We start from the raw sequence: 18,242 nt of genomic DNA, 5'->3' as shown, positions 1-18,242 counted from the left end.
GTGTACCGGGTCCGCGCACCACTTAACCAGACGGGCACGAACCCGTTCGTCGCAACCCTGGCACTGAATCGAACAACTTGCCGGAAAGTGACGAATTCACAGTTGCACCTACTATTTTTCCCCTTTGTTACTCACGGGAAACCTTATTAGAACCTCAAATCGGTTCAGGATTCGGGAAGTGTCCACGTGTCGAACCGCGGCGGAAGGGGCGAGTCGAACCGGGGGGACGGGTCCACGCGCCGGATGGGGGCCGTGGTCTCGTTGTCGGACTCCGGGGTGGGGTTCCCGACGGGTGGGAACGGCACGGTGTCCTCGTCCACCCGGCCCGCGGCCTCGTCCTCGCGCCGGGCGTCCTCGTAGGCGACGAGGGCTTCGGCCAGCAGTTCGGCCAGGCTGAGGTCGCTCTTGTGGCGGCGCGAGGCGCGGGTGGCGCTGGGCGACTCGGAGACCGGCGGCGGCGTCGGTTCCACGACGATGGCCGGCAGGTCGATCGTCTTGCCACCGACCACGACGGCCGTGACGAAGGGGTCCTTGGCCGGTCCGTCCCCGATGTCCGCCACCGGGTCGGTGGTCTGCCCGGTCCCAGCGCCGGTCCGGGGACCGGTCGCGGGTGCCTCGTCGGCCTCGACGTCGCCGGCACCGAGGAACCCGGTGGGGCTGAACGACGCCGAGGACGTGGGCGAACCCTCCACCGACGGCTCGACCTCCACCTCCGCCGCGACCTTCAGCGACGGCGGAACCTCCACCGGCTCCGCCGGGAACTCCACCGGTGGCACGGTCGCCGGGGCTTCGACGTCCGGCGAGGGGTCGGATGGCACCGGGTCCGGCACGGACGCAGGCGGGACCTGGTCGGGCTCGGGCGTCGACCCGGCCTCCACCGCCAGTGAGTCCGGCAGCGGCGGGTTCGGACCCGTCGAGTCCACGTCGAACGGGTTCGGGAACGGGGGGTTCGAGCCCGTCGGGTCCACGTCCGCCATCGGGAAGACCGGCCGCACCTCCGCCTCCGGCGCGGACGTGCTCTCCCCCACCGGCTCGACCACCGGCTCGGCCATCGGCGCGGACGCCGGGGTGGGCCTGGGAGCCGAGGCCGTGAAGCCGGGCAGCGTCATCGCGAAGTCGGACACGGGGGGCATCGGGTAGTCCGGCGGCTCGGGCACCCGGGCCGTGGGGATGACCGGTCCCTTCACGAAGGCGGCCCCGAGGCCGACCGGTGGCACGTCGTCGCGCACGACGGGCTGGACCATCGTCGGGGAGTCGAACATGTCGACCGGCGGGGCGGGCTCTTCGTTCCGCAGCCGCGGTGGTGCTTCAACCCGCCACTGCACCGTCTCCGCATCCGACTGCGCGTGAGGTTGGGGTTGGGGCTGCCGCTGCGGTTGTGCGGGCAGCGTGGGCTTGGGCTCGGTGGTTCCCGGCACGGCTTCCGCCTCGGATGCAGTCACGTCGTCGTCAGCGTCGGGCGCACGCCGCCGCCCACCGGCCCGCTGGGGGTCGAGGAGCCCGGCGGCCTTCAAGGTGTCCAGCACGCTCTGGTCGGCTCCCGAGTCGCCGCTCGGGCTCGCACCCTCGTCGTCAGCAGCCTCCCGGGCGGCCCGCCGACGACCACTGCGCACCGCACCGGCCGCGGCGATCAACCCGGCCGCAGGCACACTCCGCTCACCGGACTCACCCGAGTCGCCGTCAGTGCCCTCGACAGCCCCGACCCCGCCACCAAGCGCAGGGTCGTCGGATCGCGCCACCGACTCCTGCGCGCCGGCACCGGCCTCACCGGCACCGGCATGACTGCCACCGTCGGCGGCCGAAGCCTGCCGCGCCGCCCCGAAGGCCGCACTGATGCCCGCGCCAAGCGCACGAGCCGCCGCCGGAGTGGTCGAGGCGGCCGGCGTCGCGTCACCGGGCGCATCGTCGACGTCCGCGCTGGCGGCACGACCGGCCGTCTCCGCCGGAGCTTGGGTCTCAATCACGTCCGACACGGCACTGCCGGCAGCAGTACCAACGGGACCGCCGGCGGAAGACACCTCGCCAGCCGCCGCACCGCCCAGGGGGGCCGCGCCACCGGCGTGGGCTGCGCTGCGGGAGTGGGGTGGGAACGGCGCTGAGAGCGGGGCGGGGATGCCTTGCGCGGCGTTGCCGGCGGCGGCAGCAGCCGCAGTGTCCGGGAACTGCCCGAGCGTGTGCGGGCGGGCGTGAACGCTTCGCGCGTGGCTCGGACGTCCCTGAATCGGCTGCGGGATCGGCTGCTGCGTGTCCGCTCGGGTCGGCTGCTGGGTGTCCGCTCGGGTCGGCTGCTGGGTGTCCGCTCGGACGTCCGGTCGGATCTCGGACCGCACCTCAGAGGGGGTGTCGTCCTCGGAGCGGCTGTCAGCGCCGGCCTCGGACCGGATGTCGGGGCGGGTGTCCGGGCGCGTGTCGGTGCGGGTGTCCGAGGCCGTGTCGGCGCGGGCCTCGGGACGAGCGTCAGAGTGCATGTCCGGGCGCGTGTCGGCGCGAGCCTCAGCGGGGGCGGCCTCGGTGGGGGCTTCGGCGGGGGTCTCGGCGGGGGTCTCGGGGTGGGCGGCGTCCGGTTCCGGGGCGCGGCGGCGGCCTCCCGGTTGCGGTTGGGGGTCGCCTTCCGTCTCGCCGAACGGTTGGACCAGGCGCCAGCGGTCCGCGGCGTGGGCCCTGGCGGCCGAGATGCCCTCCACCGTCATGTCCTCCGCCGCACGGCGGCGCTTCACCCGGATGCCCTCGGTGCGGTGCATCTGGACCGGCCGCCACTGGCGGAGTTGCTGCTTGACCTCGGGAGCGAGGTTCGGGTCCGGCGGGGCCGCCGCGGCCGGGGTCGTGGCGGCTGAGGTCCGGAGCAGGGCGGACAGGTCGTCGTGGAGGCTGCCGGCCGGCTGGCGGTGCACACCGGAGAACTCGGCGGCGAGCCTGGCCCGCACGGCGTAGACGGCCCTCGCCCGCCTGCGCTCGGCGGCGTGCGCGGAACGCAGGTCGGCCAGTGCCTCGGTCAGGTCGCCCGACACCTCGTGGACGTGCGCCAGCGCCAGCAGGCTCTCCGCGAGGAGGGTGTCCAACTGGTGCCGTTCGGCGCTGTCCGCGACGTCGCGCAGCAGGTCGCGGGCCTGGTCGACCCGGCCGGCGGGCAGGTGGACCCTGGTCGCCAGCGCGAGCCGCAGCCAACCAGCGGTCATCGCGGACGGGGCCCGCACCGGCCGTTCCAGCAGCGGCGTCCCGACCTCCGACGCCTCACCCGGCTTGTTCAGGTCCAGCAGGGCGCAGACCAACTCGACCGTCAGCCTGCCCCGAACCTGGCCGTTGTCGGTGTCCGGCTCCTTGAGCCGGTCCACCATGTCCAGGCCCTCACGGGCCGCGGCGACCGCCGCCCGCAGGTCGCCCCAACGGCGGTGCTGGCCCGCGGCGGACGCGCGGAGCAGACCGCGGTGCAGCAGGGTCGTGTCGTGGTCCAGCAGCGGATCCGCCTGGTAGAGGCGGTCCGCTTCGTCCATGGCCTCGGACAGCGCCGGGCCCCGGCCCACGGACACCAGGCACTCGCCGGCCTGCACCAGCGCGGTGGCCCGCAGGCCCGGCGGGACGTCCTCGGCCTCCAGCACCGGGCGGACGGCGGCGAACCCCGTGAGGGGCGCACCGACCGACCTGGCGCTGTCGGCCAGTTCGACCCGCAGGCGCCAGGCCGTCTCCCGCTCGGACGCCGCCTCGGCCGCCTTCAGGGCGTCCAGTGCCCGATCCGCGACCCGGACGCCCCGACCCATGCGGTTGCTCGCGAAGACCACCAGGGTCTCCGCGCGCAACCGGTCGACCTCGTCACGGCGGGCGGAAGCGAGCGCGACAGCGCGCTCACCCAGCACCAGAGCCAGTTCCGGTGCCCGCCAACGCAGCCGCCAGGCGGGCACGACCAGCGTGCTCACCTCGACGTCCGCCTGCGCTTCGCCCCTCGCCGCCACGATGTGAGTACCCGGCTCTCAGTCCCGAGTGAGCTTGCGGTAGGTGACGCGGTGCGGCCTGGCCGCCTCCGCTCCGAGGCGCTCGACCTTGTTCTTCTCGTAGCCCTCGAAGTTGCCCTCGAACCAGTACCACTGCGACGGGTTCTCGTCCGTGCCCTCCCACGCCAGGATGTGCGTGGCGACGCGGTCGAGGAACCACCGGTCGTGCGAGATGACCACGGCGCAGCCGGGGAACTGCTCCAGCGCGTTCTCCAGCGAGCCCAGGGTCTCGACGTCCAGGTCGTTCGTCGGCTCGTCCAGCAGGATCAGGTTGCCACCCTGCTTGAGCGTCAGCGCCAGGTTGAGCCGGTTGCGCTCACCACCGGAGAGCACGCCCGCCGGCTTCTGCTGGTCCGGGCCCTTGAAGCCGAACGCGCTGACGTACGCCCGCGACGGCATCTCGACGTTGCCGACGTGGATGTAGTCCAGGCCGTCGGAGACGACCTCCCACACGTTCTTCTTCGGGTCGATGCCCGCGCGGTTCTGGTCGACGTAGGACAGCTTCACCGTCTCACCGATGCGGACGGTGCCCGCGTCGGGCTCCTCCAGGCCCACGATGGTCTTGAACAGCGTCGTCTTGCCGACGCCGTTCGGACCGATGACGCCGACGATGCCGTTGCGGGGCAGGCTGAACGACAGGCCGTCGATCAGCACCCGGTCCCCGAAGCCCTTCTTGAGCTTGTCGACCTCGACCACGACGCTGCCCAGACGCGGGCCCGGCGGGATCTGGATCTCTTCGAAGTCGAGCTTGCGGGTCTTCTCCGCCTCCGCGGCCATCTCCTCGTAGCGGCCGAGGCGGGCCTTGGACTTGGCCTGGCGGGCCTTGGCGCCCGACCGGACCCAGTCCAGCTCGTCCTTGAGCCGCTTCTGCAGCTTCTGGTCCTTCTTGCCCTGGACCGCCAGCCGCTCGGCCTTCTTCTCCAGGTAGGTGGAGTAGTTGCCCTCGTACGGGTGGGCCCGGCCCCGGTCGAGCTCCAGGATCCACTCAGCGAGGTTGTCGAGGAAGTACCGGTCGTGGGTGACGGCCAGGACCGCGCCCGGGTACTGCGCCAGGTGCTGCTCCAGCCACAGGACGCTCTCCGCGTCCAGGTGGTTGGTGGGCTCGTCGAGCAGCAGCAGGTCCGGCTTGCTCAGCAGCAGCTTGCACAGGGCGACCCGGCGGCGCTCACCACCGGACAAAGTCTTGACGTCGGCGTCGGGCGGCGGGCAGCGCAGGGCGTCCATCGCCTGCTCCAGCTGGGAGTCGAGGTCCCACGCGTTCGCGTGGTCCAGCTCCTCCTGGAGCTGACCCATCTCCTCCATCAGCTCGTCGGAGTAGTCGACGGCCATCTTCTCGGCGATCTCGTTGAAGCGGTCGAGCTTGACCTTGATCTCACCGAGGCCCTCCTGGACGTTGCCCAGGACGGTCTTCTCCTCGTTGAGCGGCGGCTCCTGCTGCAGGATCCCCACCGTGTAGCCCGGCGAGAGGAAGGCCTCGCCGTTGCCCGGTGTGTCCAGGCCGGCCATGATCTTCAGCACGCTCGACTTGCCGGCGCCGTTCGGACCGACGACGCCGATCTTCGCACCGGGGAGGAACATGATGGTGACGTCATCCAGGATGACTTTGTCCCCGTGCGCCTTGCGCACCTTCTTCATGGTGTAGACGTACTCGGCCATGCCCGCGATCGTAGAGCGGTGCCGATCGGGCCCGAACCTCGGACGCCGGCAACGGACGTGGGCACAACGCAGAGTTAACGCGAACGTGGGTCACCCACACTCGTCACACGACCGTCGGACACGCCTGGCGCGACCCTGCGACCAGCGACTCCGACCGGATGCGCGAACTCGGTGCGCTGTCAACCCCGGTGCCTGCGTGCGGGACCCGGCCCTGGCGCCGGCCCACGATCTCCCTCCTCCACGCTCGCAACGGCGACGACTGCCCGCGCATTCTCCGCCCCGATCACGCCGGCGGAAGCCCTTGTAGCTCGAACGGCTCAGAACGGCACTTCGGCCACCTCCTTCGGACGTTCCCCTTCGGCCGGGAGGACGAGCGGCAGCTCCTCCGGCTTGCGGGGCGCGACGATCTCCGGCGCGGCACGGGCCTCGACGGCGTCCGCGACCGACTTGGTCCGCACGGGCAGGGCTGTGCACAGGGCGAGGTTGGGGCCGATCGCGGTGGCCTCCACCTCGACGAACGGGCGGACGACGCCCTCGAACTCCACGTCCTTGATCGTCAACCGGCCGGTGACCACCACCGGGTCGCCCTTGTTCAACGACGCCATCGCGTTGTCCGCGAGCATGCGCCAGCAGGAGACGGACAGGAACATCCGCCCGCCGTCCTCCCAGGTGCGCTGCCCCTGGTCCCACACGCGCTCGGCGGTGAACAACCGGAACTTGGTCCGGCTGAACCCGGTGCCGACGGTGGTGTGGGTGACCGGGCTCGCGACGGTGCCGCAGATGGTGACGCGGGTCTCGTTGTACGCCATTTCCGCCTCCTGGTGGTGATCGCCGTGTGACCAGGTTGCCGGGGCGTGAGCCGGGGTGACAGGGGCGGTTGCGGATCTGTGGACAACTGGCCGAAGCATGCATAATCGACTGAGTGAGCGCTCACTCGTTGACATGAGTGAGGGCTCACTCATAAGCTGGACCCATGCCCGAGGACACCACCCGACGCCGTCGAGCGCCCGCGATGAGCCCCGAGGACCGCCGGGAGGCGATCGTCACCGCGACCGTGCCGCTGCTGTTCACGCACGGCGTCAACGTGACGACCAGCCAGATCGCCAAGGCCGCCGGCATCGCGGAGGGCACGGTCTTCCGGGCGTTCAAGGACAAGCAGGAGCTCATCCACACCTGTGTGCGCAGCGTGCTCGCCGTCGACTCCGAGCTGGAGCTCATCGAGCAGGCGAGGCAGGCGAACGCGCTGGCCGAACGGCTCTCGTGGGCCATCAGCGCCGTCTCCGGCTACCTGGACCGCATGTGGAAGCTCATGAGCGTCCTGCGCGACTCCGGCTACGACCCGCACGGCGCCCAAGGAGAGCGGGGAGAGCACGACGGGCACGACAAGCGGCGCGAGCACCGGGGAGCGCCGGTCGAGATGCAGCGCATCACCGAGGCCGTCGCCTCCCTGTTCGGCCCGGACGACGACCTGCGCGTCGACCCGGCCCTGGCCGCACGCCTGCTGCTCGGGCTCGTGTTCACCAACCGCATGCAGGGCAACGGGTTCAGCGACGCCACCGCGGACGCCGACCAGCTCGTGGAGCTCTACCTGCACGGCGTGCTGAAGAACGACTGAGGGGGAAGAAGCAGTGGACGAACTGATGATCGAAGCCACCGACGTCGGCAAGGCGTTCGGGGCGCAGAAGGCGCTGGACGGGGTGAGCATCGCCGTGCCCAAAGGCACCGTGCTCGGCCTGCTCGGCCACAACGGCGCGGGCAAGACGACGCTGGTCAACGTGCTGACCACCATGCTCCCGCCCGACTCGGGCAGCGCGAGGGTGGCCGGGTTCGACGTGGTCGACCGGGCTCACCAGGTGCGCAGCCGGATCGGCCTGACCGGCCAGTTCGCCGCCGTGGACGAGCAGCTGTCCGGCCTGGAGAACCTCGTCCTGATCGCCCGGCTGCTCGGCGCGACCCCGCGCGAGGCCAGGGCCCGGGGCAGGGAGCTGCTGGAGCTGTTCGGGCTCACGGACGCGGCGAAGCGGGCGGCCCGCACCTACTCCGGCGGCATGCGGCGGCGGCTCGACCTGGCCGCGAGCCTCGTCGGGCACCCCGAGGTGATCTTCCTGGACGAGCCGACGACGGGCCTGGACCCGGCCGGCAGGCTCGGTCTGTGGGAGATCGTGGAAGGCCTGGTCACCGACGGCACCACGGTCCTGCTCACCACCCAGTACCTGGACGAGGCCGACCGCCTGGCCGACTCGATCACGGTGCTCGCGCAGGGCAGGGTCGTCGCCGCGGGCACCAGCGCCGAGCTGAAGGCCCAGGTCGGCCGACGCACGGTCACCGTCACCCTCGCGGACGCCTCGGACATCCCCAAGGCCACCGGCGCCCTGGAACGGGCGGGCCTGCAACCCGTGGCCGCGCGGGACACGCTGACCGCGCCGGTCACGTCGTCCCGCGAGATCGCCACGGTGGTCCGCGCCCTGGACGACGTCGGTCTGGAGGCCACCGAGCTGGCCCTGGGCGAGCCGACCCTCGACGACGTCTACCTCACCCTCGCGCAGCACGCGGCTTGAACAGGAGTCACCTGATGACCGCCACCCTCACCGCCGCACCCACCCGCTGGCGCGGCACCGACTTCGGCACCCAGGTGCTGGTGCTGACCCAGCGGTCGCTGCGCACGCTCGTCAGCGACCCCCGCATGATCGTGTTCAGCATCCTCCAGCCGCTGATCATGCTCACCCTGTTCAGCCAGATCTTCGCCAGCATCGCCACCACGCCGGGCTTCCCCCGGGGCGTGGCCTACATCGACTTCCTCATGCCCGCGATCCTGGTCAACACGGCCATGCAGTCCGCGTTGCAGGCGGGCGTCGGCCTGGTCACGGACATGAAGAACGGCGTGCTGGCCCGGTTCCGCTCCCTGCCCATCCGGCCGGGGTCGGTGCTGGTCGCACGCAGCCTGTCCGACCTGGTCCGCACCGCCTCCCAGCTGCTGCTCATGCTGGTGTTCGCGGTCGTGGTCTTCGGCTACTCCCCCGCCGGCGGCGTCCTCGGCACCCTCGCGGCGCTCGCCCTGGCGCTGGCCGTCGGCTGGGGCCTGGGCTGGATCTTCCTGGCCATCGCCACCTGGCTGCGCAACGCCGAGCTGATGCAGACCGTCGGCTTCCTGGCGATGTTCCCGCTGATGTTCGCCTCCAGCGCGTACGTGCCGGTCAACGGCCTGCCCGGCTGGCTCCAGGCGATCGCCCAGGTCAACCCGCTGACGTTCGCGGTCGACGCGGCCCGTTCCCTGGCGCTCGCCCACCCCGTGACGGGCGTGGTCGGCGCGCTGGCCACGAGCGCCGTGCTCGCCCTGGCCGGGTGGTTCGCGGCCGTGAGGGGCTTCCGCCGACCGCTCTGACCCCGTCCGGACGCGCTACTCCTTGCCGGACATCTTGCGCAGCATCGCGTTGTACGCGGCGAGGTCCGCGTCACCGTCCGCGTCCGCCCGCCGGTCCGCCCGGCGGGCGTCGCGGTTGTCCGACCTGGCCCACTGCACCAGCAGCGCCACCATCACCACGATCAGCGGGAGCTCGCCCGCCGCCCACGCGATGCCGCCGCCGAGCCGCTGGTCCTCCAGCTGCGACGTCACCCACGGCAGGCCCAGCGAGCGGTAGAAGTTGTCACCGATCACGGTCTGGGAGCTCATCAGCACGATGCCGAAGAACGCGTGGAACGGGATCGAGGCGAACAGCAGGCCCAGCCGGCCCAGCGGCGGCAGCCGGTTCGGCGCCGGGTCGATGCCGATCACCGGCCAGTAGAAGACGTAACCGACCAGGATGAAGTGGGCGTTCATCGCCAGGTGCGCCCAGTGGTAGTCCAGCGCGCTGTCGAACAGGCCGGAGAAGTACAGGCCGTAGAACGAGCCCACGAACAGCGCCAACGCCACGAACGGGTTGGTCAGCACCTTCGCCACCGGCGAGTGGACGAACGCCAGCAGCCACTCCCGCGGGCCCGTCGGGTTGCCCCGGCCCGCCACGGGCAGCGCGCGCATCGCCAACGTCACCGGACCGCCCAGCACCAGCAGGATCGGCGCCAGCATGGACAGCAGCATGTGCGCTTCCATGTGGATGCTGAACATCGCGGGCGCGTACCGGCCGACACCGGACGACGTGGCGAACACCACCGTGAGGCAGCCCGCCACCCAGGCGATCGTGCGACCGACCGGCCACGCGTCACCGCGCCGGCGCAGCCGCCGCACGCCCAGCAGGTAGAGCACGCCGAGCGCGATGAAGATCGAGCCGAAGACCAGGTCGAACCGCCAGTCGAACAGCAGCCGCGACACCGTCGGCGCCCCGGCCAGGTCGTAGCCGATGCGCAGTTCCACCGTGCTGGGCAGCACCCGGCCCTCGATCGGCGGTGGCGTGCGGCTCAGCGCCGCGGCCAGGCCCAGCGTGAGGAACATCAGCAGCACCTCGACGCCCGCGAGCCTGACCAGCGAACGACCGGAGCCCGTGGCGACGACCTGCTTCACGCTCTTCTCGCGCTGGAAGTAACCCACGACACCCAAAAGAACGAGGGCGAGCGTCTTGCCGAGCACCAGCAGGCCGTAGGCGCTGGAGAACAGCTCGCTCAGCGGCAGCCGCACCCACGCGTTGATCACGCCGGACGCGGCCATCACGATCCAGCAGACCAGGGCCAGCTTGGAGAACCGCGTGGTCGCCAGCGCCAGGTGGTCGCCGCCCCGCCGACCGTGCGCCAGCAGCGCGATCAACCCGCCGACCCACACCGCGGCCGCGACCAGGTGGTACAGCAGGCTGTTGGTGGCCACGTCGTGCGAGCCGCCGCCCGACGAGTGCCCCGTCACCGCCACCGGGATCAGGGCGAACACCGACAGGAAGAACAGCGGCACGGTCCAGCCCCACGACAGCACCAGCCGGCAGCCCAGCGCCAGCAGCGCGACGAGCACCGCGGTGATCATCCACGCCTTGGACTGCTCCACCACCCCGGCCACCTGGAACAGCACCGCCGGGTCCAGCAGCCTCGTCACCGGCTGGCCCAGCGCGTCGGCCACCGTGAACGGCACGGACAGCACCGCGCCCACCGTCCACACCATCGCCGCCCAGCCCGCGGTGCGCACGGCCGCGTAACCGTCCGCGGCCAGCGTGCCGGTGCCCTGCGGCGGCACCAGGAACGCCGCCAGCAGCAGCGAGCCCACGGTCACCACGGAGGCGGCCTCGGTCAGCGTGCGCACGACGATCAGCCCGGACGCGTCACCACCGGTCAGGAGCAGCAGCCCCGCCGCGACGAGCGCGGCGATCGCCGTGCCGACGACCAGCAGGGGGATGAGACCGGTCCGCCGGGTGCGGGAGGGCGCTTCAGTGGTCACCCCACGAGCCTAGGCGGCACGACCGCACTGCCACCAACCGCCGGACGTGCGCAGATCACACCCACTACCGTTGCCGGACGTGACCAGTTCCCGCTCCGCGCTCGTGACGGTCCTCGCCCTGGTGCTGTCGGCGGGGTGCAGCTACTCCGTCAACGGGGACGCGCTGCCGGAGGCCGGGGTCGCGCCGACGACGTCCACCAGCACCAGCGGTTCCGGGTCCGCGCCGAAGATCGCCAAGCCGCGCACGGTCGTCGGCGTCGAACCGTGTTCGCTGCTCAGCGCCGACGACCTGAAGCCCATCGGGCCGTACAAGAAGGAACCCGCGCGCAAGGACGACGTGATCCAGGAGTCGTGCCAGTACGTGCTGGACGACGGCTCGAAGACCGGCCGGACCGTCGTCGTCGCGCTCTACCAGAAGTACGAGCAGGTGCAGGCGCGGCAGTCCAAGGGCCGCGAGGTGGTCGTCGAGGGGCACTCGACGTGGACGATGTGCGAGCTGAGCGGCAGCGAGATGGCGTGCACCGCGACCCTGGCCGTGAACGCCAACCGCACCGTCCTGGTCGGGATGGCGCAGCCCGGCGGCGTCCCCGAGCAGATGCTGGCCGCGATGCAGCCGCTGCTCAAGGCCGCGTTGGGCCGGCTCCCGATCGCGTGAGCTCACGGGTGCGCGACCGGCGGGCCAGCAGCACCGCGGGCACCATCAGCGCGATCACGCACGACACGAGGCCCAGCGAGACCGACAGGTTCGTGGCGTGCGCGATGCCGCCGACCACCGGCGGGCCGAGCAGGAAACCGGTGTAGGCGACCGTCGTCACCAGGCCGATCTCGCGCTCGCCGCCCGTGCCGTCGGCGCGCTTGCCCGCGTCACCGGCCAGGTCCATGATCACCGGGAACGCGAACGCCAGGCCCAGGCCGGCGAGGGCGAACCCGACGTAGCCGACGGCGGCCACCGGCACGAGCACGGCCAGCGCCAAGCCCACTGCGGCCACCACCGCACCCGCCGCGAGCAGCCGGTACGGGCCCACGCGGCGTTGCGCCGGTTCACCCAGCAGGCGCGCGGTGGCCATCGCGACGGAGAACCCGGCGTACGCCGCCGCCGCGGTCGCCTCGGTGACGCCCCGCTCGTTGACGAAGAACAGCGCCGACCAGTCCGACGCCGCGCCCTCCGCGATGGCCGAGCACAGCGTGATCGTCGCGAGCAGCCACAGCAACGGCCGCTTGAGCACCGGGCGGTCGTCCTTGGGCGCGTTCGCGGTCTCGCCGGTGTCGCCCGGGACGGCCCTGATCACCCACGCCAGCACGACCGCGCCGATCACCGCGACCGTGATCAGGTGCCGAGTCAGCCCCCAGCCGACACCCGCCGCGGCCGCCGCGCCCAGCGAGCCGACCAGGCCGCCGACGCTGAAGCCCGCGTGGAACTGCGGCATCAGCGGCCGGTCCAGGCTGCGGGTCACGGCCACCGCGGCGACGTTCATGCCCACGTCCAACGACGCACCGCACGCGCCGAGCACGAACAGCACCAGCCCCAGCTGCAGGGGTGTGTCGGCCAGCGTGAGGGAGGGCACGCCCACGACCGTGACGCCCGCGCCCACCAGGATGAGCTTTCGCGCGCCGACCCGCGCGCACACCCGTGCGGCGAACGGCGCCGTCGTCGCGAGGCCGACGCTCGCGCCGAACAGGGCGAGGCCCAGCGTGGCCTCCGTGGCGCCCACCTGAGCCGCCAACGCGGGCATCCGCGCGGCCCAGGACAGGAACAGCGCGCCGTTGAACAGGAACACCGCGAAGACGGCGAGACGTGGCGTCGGCATACCTTCGAGTGTGAACTAGAGCGCTTCAGAACGTCCAACCGATTACCTGGATACCCTCACCACGTGGACCGCCCTCGCAAGCCGACGCTCGACACGGTGGCCGGTGCGGTCGGTGTGTCGCGCGCGACGGTGTCGAACGCCTACAACCGGCCGGACCAGCTGTCCGCCGCGTTGCGCGAGCGGATCATGCGGACCGCGGCGGACCTCGGGTACGCGGGGCCGGACCCGGTGGCGCGCAGCCTCGCGACCAGGCACAGCGCGGCCGTCGGGTTCATGCTCGGGCAGGGGCTGTCGGCGTCGTTCGCGGACGCGGCGCTTTCCGTCGTGCTGGACGGGCTGGCGTCGACCGTGGACGGGCACGACCATTGCCTGGTGCTGATCCCCGGACGGGACAAGGGCGGGCCGCGGCCCGAGACCGTGACGCGGGCGCAGGCGGACGTCGTGGTGGCGTACTCGCTGCCGGACGACGCGCCGGCGTTCGCGGCGGTGCGGGCGCGCGGGCTGCCCCTCGTGGTGATCGACCAGCCCGTGCTGCCGGACACCGCACGCGTCGAGGTGGACGACTTCGGCGGGGCACGGCTGGCGGCGACGTCGCTGTGGGCGTCGGGGCACCGGCGGTTCGGCGTGGTGACGTTCGCGCTGAACCCCGACGGGCACAGCGGCCCGGTGACGCCGGAGCGGCTGGCGTCCACGTCGTTCCGGGTGACGCGGGACCGGCTGCACGGCTACCTGGACGTGACGGGGGCGGACACCCCGGTGTGGGAGTGCGCCGGCAGCGATCGCGAGCTGGGCCGCACGGGCGCCCGCGCGCTGCTCTCCGCCTCACCGCGGCCGACGGCGCTGCTGTGCGCCTCGGACGAGCTGGCGTTCGGCGCCCTCCAGGCCGTTCGCGACCTGGGACTGCGCGTGCCCGCCGACGTGTCCGTGGTGGGTTTCGACGACGTGCCCGCCGCCGAACACTCAGACCCACCGCTGACTACCGTGCGTCAACCCCTCGCGGAGAAGGGTCGTCAAGCCGGCGAACTCGCGCTCCGACTGCTCGACGGAGGCAGACCGGGAGAGCCGACCAGAGTGGCGGTGTCCCTCGTTTCGCGCGAGTCGACCGCCCCTCCAGCGTGATCCACATCACTTTTAGGCCTTGTTGATCACCCTTCCGGCGCCTGAAGGAAACGCGACGAGTCTTCCGGACGATGTGTCCGGTGGGGCGGCTACGCTGCTACAGCGCGTGGTCACAGCCCCTCCAGCCTCCGTAGCTCAGTGGAGAGAGCGAGGGACTTCTAATCCCGAGGTCGCAGGTTCGAATCCTGCCGGGGGCGCTGGATCTACAAGCCCCTGACCTGCGTGGACAGGTCAGGGGTTACAGGACGTGACGACGGTTCACCCGTTCGTAGAGCCACGTGTGGAGTCTGGACGCACCTAGACTGGCTCTATGAGCCCTCGGAAGACCCCTGCGAAGGCTGCCCAGCGGGGCGAGATCCTGACCCTGCCCAGCGGCTCGCTGAAGGTCCGCGTCTACGCGGGCAAGGATCCTCTGACCGGGAAGAAGAACTTCCTGACGGAGACCATCTCGCACAAGCTGCCCGACTACCGCAAGGAAGCGGAGCGGACCCGGACGAGACTGCTCAACCAGGTGGACGAACGCCGTGCCCCGCGCACGACCGCCACCATCAACATGTTGATGGACAGGTACGAAGAGCACCTGAAGGTGGACCGGAGCACGGAGATCGGCTACCGCCGGAACATCCGGCTGCACATCCGGCCGCTGCTCGGCCACTTGCAGCTCGGCAAGCACCTGCACGGTGAGACGTGGGACTCCTTCAACGCCACCCTCAAGCAGTGCTCGAAGCACTGCGGAGGCAAGGGGAAGTTCATCGAGCACCGCAAGGCCGGTGACCACGAGTGCACCGACAAGTGCAAGGTGCACGTCTGTGAAGGTTTGTCCGACTCCACGATCCGCAAGATTTACTCGTGCTTGAGCGGTGCCATGAAGTTGGCGCTGCGATGGGGTTGGATCACGGTCAACCCACTGGACGTGGCGACGCAGCCCAAGGCTCCGAAGTCCAAGCCCAATCCCCCGTCGACCGAAGAGGCCGCGCTCATCGTGAACGAGGCTTTCCGGGACTTCTCCTGGGGAATGCTCGTCTGGTTGACGATGGTGACCGGGTTCCGCCGTGGTGAGCTGTGCGGCGTGCGGATCATGGACGTCGATTTCGCTCAGCGCGTTCTGACCGTGGAGGTCGCCGTTGGTCAAGAGGGCGGCCAGACGTGGGAGACCGACCCGAAAGACCACCAGAAGCGAAGGATCGCACTCGACGAGGCGACTTGGAACCTGCTGCTCATCTACTTCGAGCACATCAAGAGCGTCGCTGCCGAAGCGGGTGTTGCACTGGCACCCAAGGGAAAGCTGTTCTCAACGGCCGTTGATCACAGCACACCGCTCAAGCCGGACTCCGTCTCCCAGCGCTACTCGCGCATGTGCGCACGTCTGGAGATCAAGACGAACCTGCACGCGCTGCGCCACTACAGCGCGACTGAGCTGATCGCGGCAGGCGTGGACCCTCGGACGGTCGCAGGCCGTCTGGGGCACGGTGGGGGCGGTTCTACGACCCTCAAGGTGTACTCGGCGTGGAGGTCGGAGGCTGACCAGCGTGCAGCGGCCACCCTCACCGGTCGCATGCCAACGCCACCTGTCGCGCTGGATCCCACCGGCAACATCGTCTCCACGCTTGAACCGAAGATCAGCGGTCCGTACCAGAAGATCGCGGCTGACCTCCGGGGTGCCATTGCCTGTGGCGCGCTCCGGCCTGGTGACGCGCTGCCGACCGTGAACGAACTGACCGCGCGGTATGACGTATCGGTGGGTACAGCCAATCGGGCGGTCGCGGAACTCAAGAAGGAAGGTTTGGTGGAGGCGAGTCGCGGCAAGCGTGCGATTGTGCTCGATCCTTCGGCTGCGAACACGCACTCAGCCGACATCGTGGATCTGCGGCAGCATCAGACGGCACAAGGCAAGTAGCCTCAGCCGGTTAGCGCCTCCAGCCGTTGCCGTTGCCGGACTGACCCGACTTGCGCGGCAAGAAGTCGTGCGCGCTCGGCGTGTGCGGACGCTTCACGGCTTTCCCCACGTATCGACAACACCTGCACGAGGTCGACGCGCAAAGCCGATTCTGCTCGTGCGAAATCGGGATGCAACCGGTCCAGCACGCCGGACAGGACGTCAACGGCTTCAGGTTCGCCAAGTCGCGCCAGCGCGCTACCGCGCCACCGGGCGAGGTGGGTTTCGTCGAACACCAGATAAGGCGCTTCGGTGTCGCCCGGTTGAGCGGGCATGATCCACTCAGCGTGGTCGAACGCCCTGAGACCGGCCTCGCGGTCGCCGGCCGCTGCCAACGCTTCGCCGTGACCCGCCAAGAGCCACGACGTGAGAAGCCCTGGTGCGCGGTGTTCCGCGACAGCGCACGCGTAGCGAGTCAACTCGACTGCGGTTTCCGGCTCGCCGATGTCGATCAGCACGACTGCTTGCCCGGCGCACGCGTAGGCCTCCAGCGCGCTCGACTCGGCTACGCGTGCCGCACTCCGCGCTTTGTCGTAGTGCTCCCACGATTCGCGGAGCAAGCCTTGATCGAGCGACTGCCACCCGGCGAGGCTGCACGCGTCCACCAGCACCCGCGCGAGCGCGGCCCTCGACCGCTGGTCGAGCACGTTGCCCAACAGGCTCCACATCTGGTCGATCTGAGTGCGCAACTCCCCCAGCAACGCCGATCCGCCCAACCGTCGATCGATGAGCCGCGTCAGGTCGAGCTTCTGTTGGAACAGGGAGACGGTCTGTTGGTCGACCGCGCGGCCGGAGGTGATCCGTGCCCGCAGCTCCAGCGCTTCCCCGGTCCACGATTGCGCCTCAGATGGTGAGGGCATGACCGGTTTCAGGAGTCGGTCGGTCGGCACGCCGAGCATCTCCTCAAGCAGCCGCTTGGTTCCGGCCCGTACCGGTCCCAGTGGGCGGCCGTCCGCGCGGTGGCCCGATGCCAAGCGGTGGACGTGGCGGGTGCTCAGGGTGGCGTCAATGCCGCGTTCGTAGGCGAAGCGGTTGGCCTGTTCGCTGAACTCCTCCGCCGTGAGGCCGCGTTGGTGGAGCAGTTCGCTCAGCAGCGTGCGTCGGTGCCCTGACTCCATCGGATGATCTCCATATCACCAATGTCAGCGCTGACAACTGTACAGCCCCTTAGGTCATGCTAGGTCTCTGGCAGGTCATTTACCGACGCTGGGTCGTTGACCAAGCTGAAGTCAGCGAATCGTCAAGGGTGGTGATGATCGTGGTGTGGAGTGAGTTGGCGGGTGATCTCGGCGGGGTCGTGCTGTTCCTGGTGTGGCTCGTGATCCCTCTGCTCTACCTCGTCGCCCTCGGCAGGCGATACGTGCGGCAAAGCCGGGAGAGCGCTCAAGCGGCGGTGTGGGCGCGCGACGAGGTGCGCCAGATCCGCGAGGAGCAGAGGGAAGGGCGTAATGACGTTGACGCTGGTGAGTGAGGACGACCAGGGCGAGGACGGCTCGCTGTTCGATGATCCGGAGTTCGTCTCCGACGTTCAGGAGTTGGTCGACGACCAGGCACCGCGCCTGTTCGCGGTGGTCAAGGAGACCCGCGATCCGGAAGACGCGCAGATCGCGGCGTGGGGGATGACCACCAAGAAGGGGGTGGAGGTGTTCCCGGTCCACGGCGGGACGCACATGAGCCTCCAGTCGGCGGAGAACGCCCTCATCTTCTTCAGGGAAGGCGGGCGCGCGGTTCCCCACCTGGTGTGGGTCGGAGGCCCGGATGGGGAGTAACGGCCTGGAGAGCGCGCTGGAGTGCGTCACGCGTGGCTGGCCGGTGGTGCCGGGTGCGTTGTGGGTCGACGGGACGTACATCGATCCGGTGACGGGCTCGGAGTGCGAAGGGCTCGCCCTGGCGTCTCCAGCCATGGCGACGCTCGACGCGGGCACCGTCCGGGACATGTGGCCGGTGGCGGAGGGCGGCGTCACGCGTTCGACCTTGGCCGTTCTCGGGCCGACGATGACTGCGGTGGCGATAGCGCCGGAGCGGGCGCGGCAGGTGATCGGGTCCGAAGCGTTCCGGGCTGCACCGACTCCGGTTGTGGCGCTACCGGTTCCGATGCTCGGAACGATGATCGAGTCGGCGGTGTTCGTGCTGTCGTCGGCGGACGGGTTGAACGACAAGTTGGTCTTCCCCTCGAACGCGACTCTGCCGCTGCCTCCGGCCGTGGTCGAGGGGTCCGAGGTGCGCTGGCTCGTGCCGCCGGCCGACTGCGAGCGGCTGATGAGCGGTCCTGAGTTGGCGCGTCTGTTGGCGCTGGAGATGACCGATCAGCGCTGAACCACCCACGGGTGTCGGCAGCCTCCCGCCGGCACCCGTGGGACGGGACGGCCGTGTGCGGACCATCCATC

Annotated in this window: 15 protein-coding genes and 1 tRNA gene; 10 read left to right on the top strand and 6 right to left on the bottom strand. The window is 70.6% G+C overall.

What is annotated here, in order from left to right; translation table 11 throughout:
- Positions 1 to 164 precede the first annotated feature (164 nt).
- The 3 genes from AB0G02_RS04720 to AB0G02_RS04710 all read right to left on the bottom strand — a co-directional run bounded on the left by AB0G02_RS04720 (position 165) and on the right by AB0G02_RS04710 (position 6,451).
- The gene (locus AB0G02_RS04720; RefSeq protein WP_360789352.1) at positions 165 to 3,947 is read right to left on the bottom strand and encodes a hypothetical protein; all 3,783 of its coding nucleotides are present in this window, start codon (positions 3,945 to 3,947) and stop codon (positions 165 to 167) included.
- A gap of 18 nt (positions 3,948 to 3,965) precedes the next feature.
- Positions 3,966 to 5,642 (bottom strand): energy-dependent translational throttle protein EttA, encoded by a 1,677-nt coding sequence (ettA, locus tag AB0G02_RS04715; RefSeq protein ID WP_360789350.1) that lies wholly within the window; start codon positions 5,640 to 5,642, stop codon positions 3,966 to 3,968.
- 317 nt (positions 5,643 to 5,959) lie between these two features.
- Positions 5,960 to 6,451 (bottom strand): single-stranded DNA-binding protein, encoded by a 492-nt coding sequence (locus AB0G02_RS04710; protein ID WP_360789348.1) that lies wholly within the window; start codon positions 6,449 to 6,451, stop codon positions 5,960 to 5,962.
- Between the two features lie 164 nt (positions 6,452 to 6,615).
- Here AB0G02_RS04710 and AB0G02_RS04705 point away from each other — a divergent pair, with 164 nt between their 5' ends.
- Genes AB0G02_RS04705 through AB0G02_RS04695 form a run of 3 tightly spaced genes read left to right on the top strand, consistent with a single transcriptional unit; the run spans position 6,616 to position 9,024 of the window.
- Positions 6,616 to 7,257, top strand: coding sequence for a TetR/AcrR family transcriptional regulator (locus AB0G02_RS04705; RefSeq protein ID WP_360789345.1), 642 nt, complete (start codon positions 6,616 to 6,618; stop codon positions 7,255 to 7,257).
- Between the two features lie 13 nt (positions 7,258 to 7,270).
- A complete protein-coding gene (locus AB0G02_RS04700) occupies positions 7,271 to 8,200 on the top strand; it encodes an ATP-binding cassette domain-containing protein (RefSeq protein ID WP_360789342.1) in 930 nt (309 codons plus the stop codon).
- A 14-nt stretch (positions 8,201 to 8,214) separates the two neighbouring features.
- Positions 8,215 to 9,024, top strand: coding sequence for an ABC transporter permease (locus tag AB0G02_RS04695; RefSeq protein WP_360789339.1), 810 nt, complete (start codon positions 8,215 to 8,217; stop codon positions 9,022 to 9,024).
- A gap of 15 nt (positions 9,025 to 9,039) precedes the next feature.
- Here AB0G02_RS04695 and AB0G02_RS04690 read toward each other — a convergent pair whose 3' ends face one another.
- Positions 9,040 to 10,992, bottom strand: coding sequence for a cytochrome c oxidase assembly protein (locus AB0G02_RS04690; RefSeq protein WP_360789336.1), 1,953 nt, complete (start codon positions 10,990 to 10,992; stop codon positions 9,040 to 9,042).
- A 79-nt stretch (positions 10,993 to 11,071) separates the two neighbouring features.
- Here AB0G02_RS04690 and AB0G02_RS04685 point away from each other — a divergent pair, with 79 nt between their 5' ends.
- Positions 11,072 to 11,647, top strand: a complete 576-nt coding sequence (locus tag AB0G02_RS04685) for a DUF3558 family protein (protein WP_360789334.1) — start codon at positions 11,072 to 11,074, stop codon at positions 11,645 to 11,647.
- On the opposite strand, the gene AB0G02_RS04680 is transcribed toward AB0G02_RS04685, so the two are convergent.
- Positions 11,613 to 12,800, bottom strand: coding sequence for an MFS transporter (locus tag AB0G02_RS04680; protein ID WP_360789331.1), 1,188 nt, complete (start codon positions 12,798 to 12,800; stop codon positions 11,613 to 11,615). The genes AB0G02_RS04685 and AB0G02_RS04680 overlap by 35 nt on opposite strands.
- Before the next feature lie 63 nt (positions 12,801 to 12,863).
- Here AB0G02_RS04680 and AB0G02_RS04675 point away from each other — a divergent pair, with 63 nt between their 5' ends.
- The 3 genes from AB0G02_RS04675 (at position 12,864) to AB0G02_RS04665 (ending at position 15,816) form a co-directional block, all read left to right on the top strand.
- Entirely contained in the window at positions 12,864 to 13,919 is a 1,056-nt protein-coding gene (locus tag AB0G02_RS04675; RefSeq protein WP_360789329.1) for a LacI family DNA-binding transcriptional regulator, read from the top strand.
- A 124-nt stretch (positions 13,920 to 14,043) separates the two neighbouring features.
- A tRNA-Arg gene (locus AB0G02_RS04670) sits at positions 14,044 to 14,116 on the top strand.
- A gap of 113 nt (positions 14,117 to 14,229) precedes the next feature.
- Positions 14,230 to 15,816 (top strand): tyrosine-type recombinase/integrase, encoded by a 1,587-nt coding sequence (locus AB0G02_RS04665; protein ID WP_360789326.1) that lies wholly within the window; start codon positions 14,230 to 14,232, stop codon positions 15,814 to 15,816.
- 2 nt (positions 15,817 to 15,818) lie between these two features.
- Here the strand turns inward: AB0G02_RS04665 and AB0G02_RS04660 are convergent, their stop codons facing one another.
- Entirely contained in the window at positions 15,819 to 16,973 is a 1,155-nt protein-coding gene (locus tag AB0G02_RS04660) for a hypothetical protein (protein WP_360789323.1), read from the bottom strand.
- A gap of 134 nt (positions 16,974 to 17,107) precedes the next feature.
- On the opposite strand from AB0G02_RS04660, the gene AB0G02_RS04655 reads away from it, so the two are divergent.
- The 3 genes from AB0G02_RS04655 to AB0G02_RS04645 are packed head-to-tail and all read left to right on the top strand — an operon-like array spanning position 17,108 to position 18,171.
- Complete coding sequence (locus AB0G02_RS04655; protein ID WP_360789320.1) at positions 17,108 to 17,326, top strand: hypothetical protein; 219 nt, start codon at positions 17,108 to 17,110, stop codon at positions 17,324 to 17,326.
- On the top strand, positions 17,319 to 17,624 hold the full coding sequence (locus AB0G02_RS04650) for a hypothetical protein (protein ID WP_360789318.1): 306 nt from the start codon (positions 17,319 to 17,321) through the stop codon (positions 17,622 to 17,624). Before AB0G02_RS04655 ends, AB0G02_RS04650 begins: the two co-directional genes overlap by 8 nt.
- Positions 17,614 to 18,171 (top strand): hypothetical protein, encoded by a 558-nt coding sequence (locus tag AB0G02_RS04645; protein ID WP_360789315.1) that lies wholly within the window; start codon positions 17,614 to 17,616, stop codon positions 18,169 to 18,171. Before AB0G02_RS04650 ends, AB0G02_RS04645 begins: the two co-directional genes overlap by 11 nt.
- The last annotated feature ends 71 nt before the right edge of the window (positions 18,172 to 18,242 follow it).

The organism is Actinosynnema sp. NPDC023658 (assembly GCF_040639995.1).
Lineage (GTDB): Bacteria > Actinomycetota > Actinomycetes > Mycobacteriales > Pseudonocardiaceae > Actinosynnema.
Note: the sequence above shows the minus strand (reverse complement) of the source record. Positions and strands in the feature narration are given on the sequence as shown.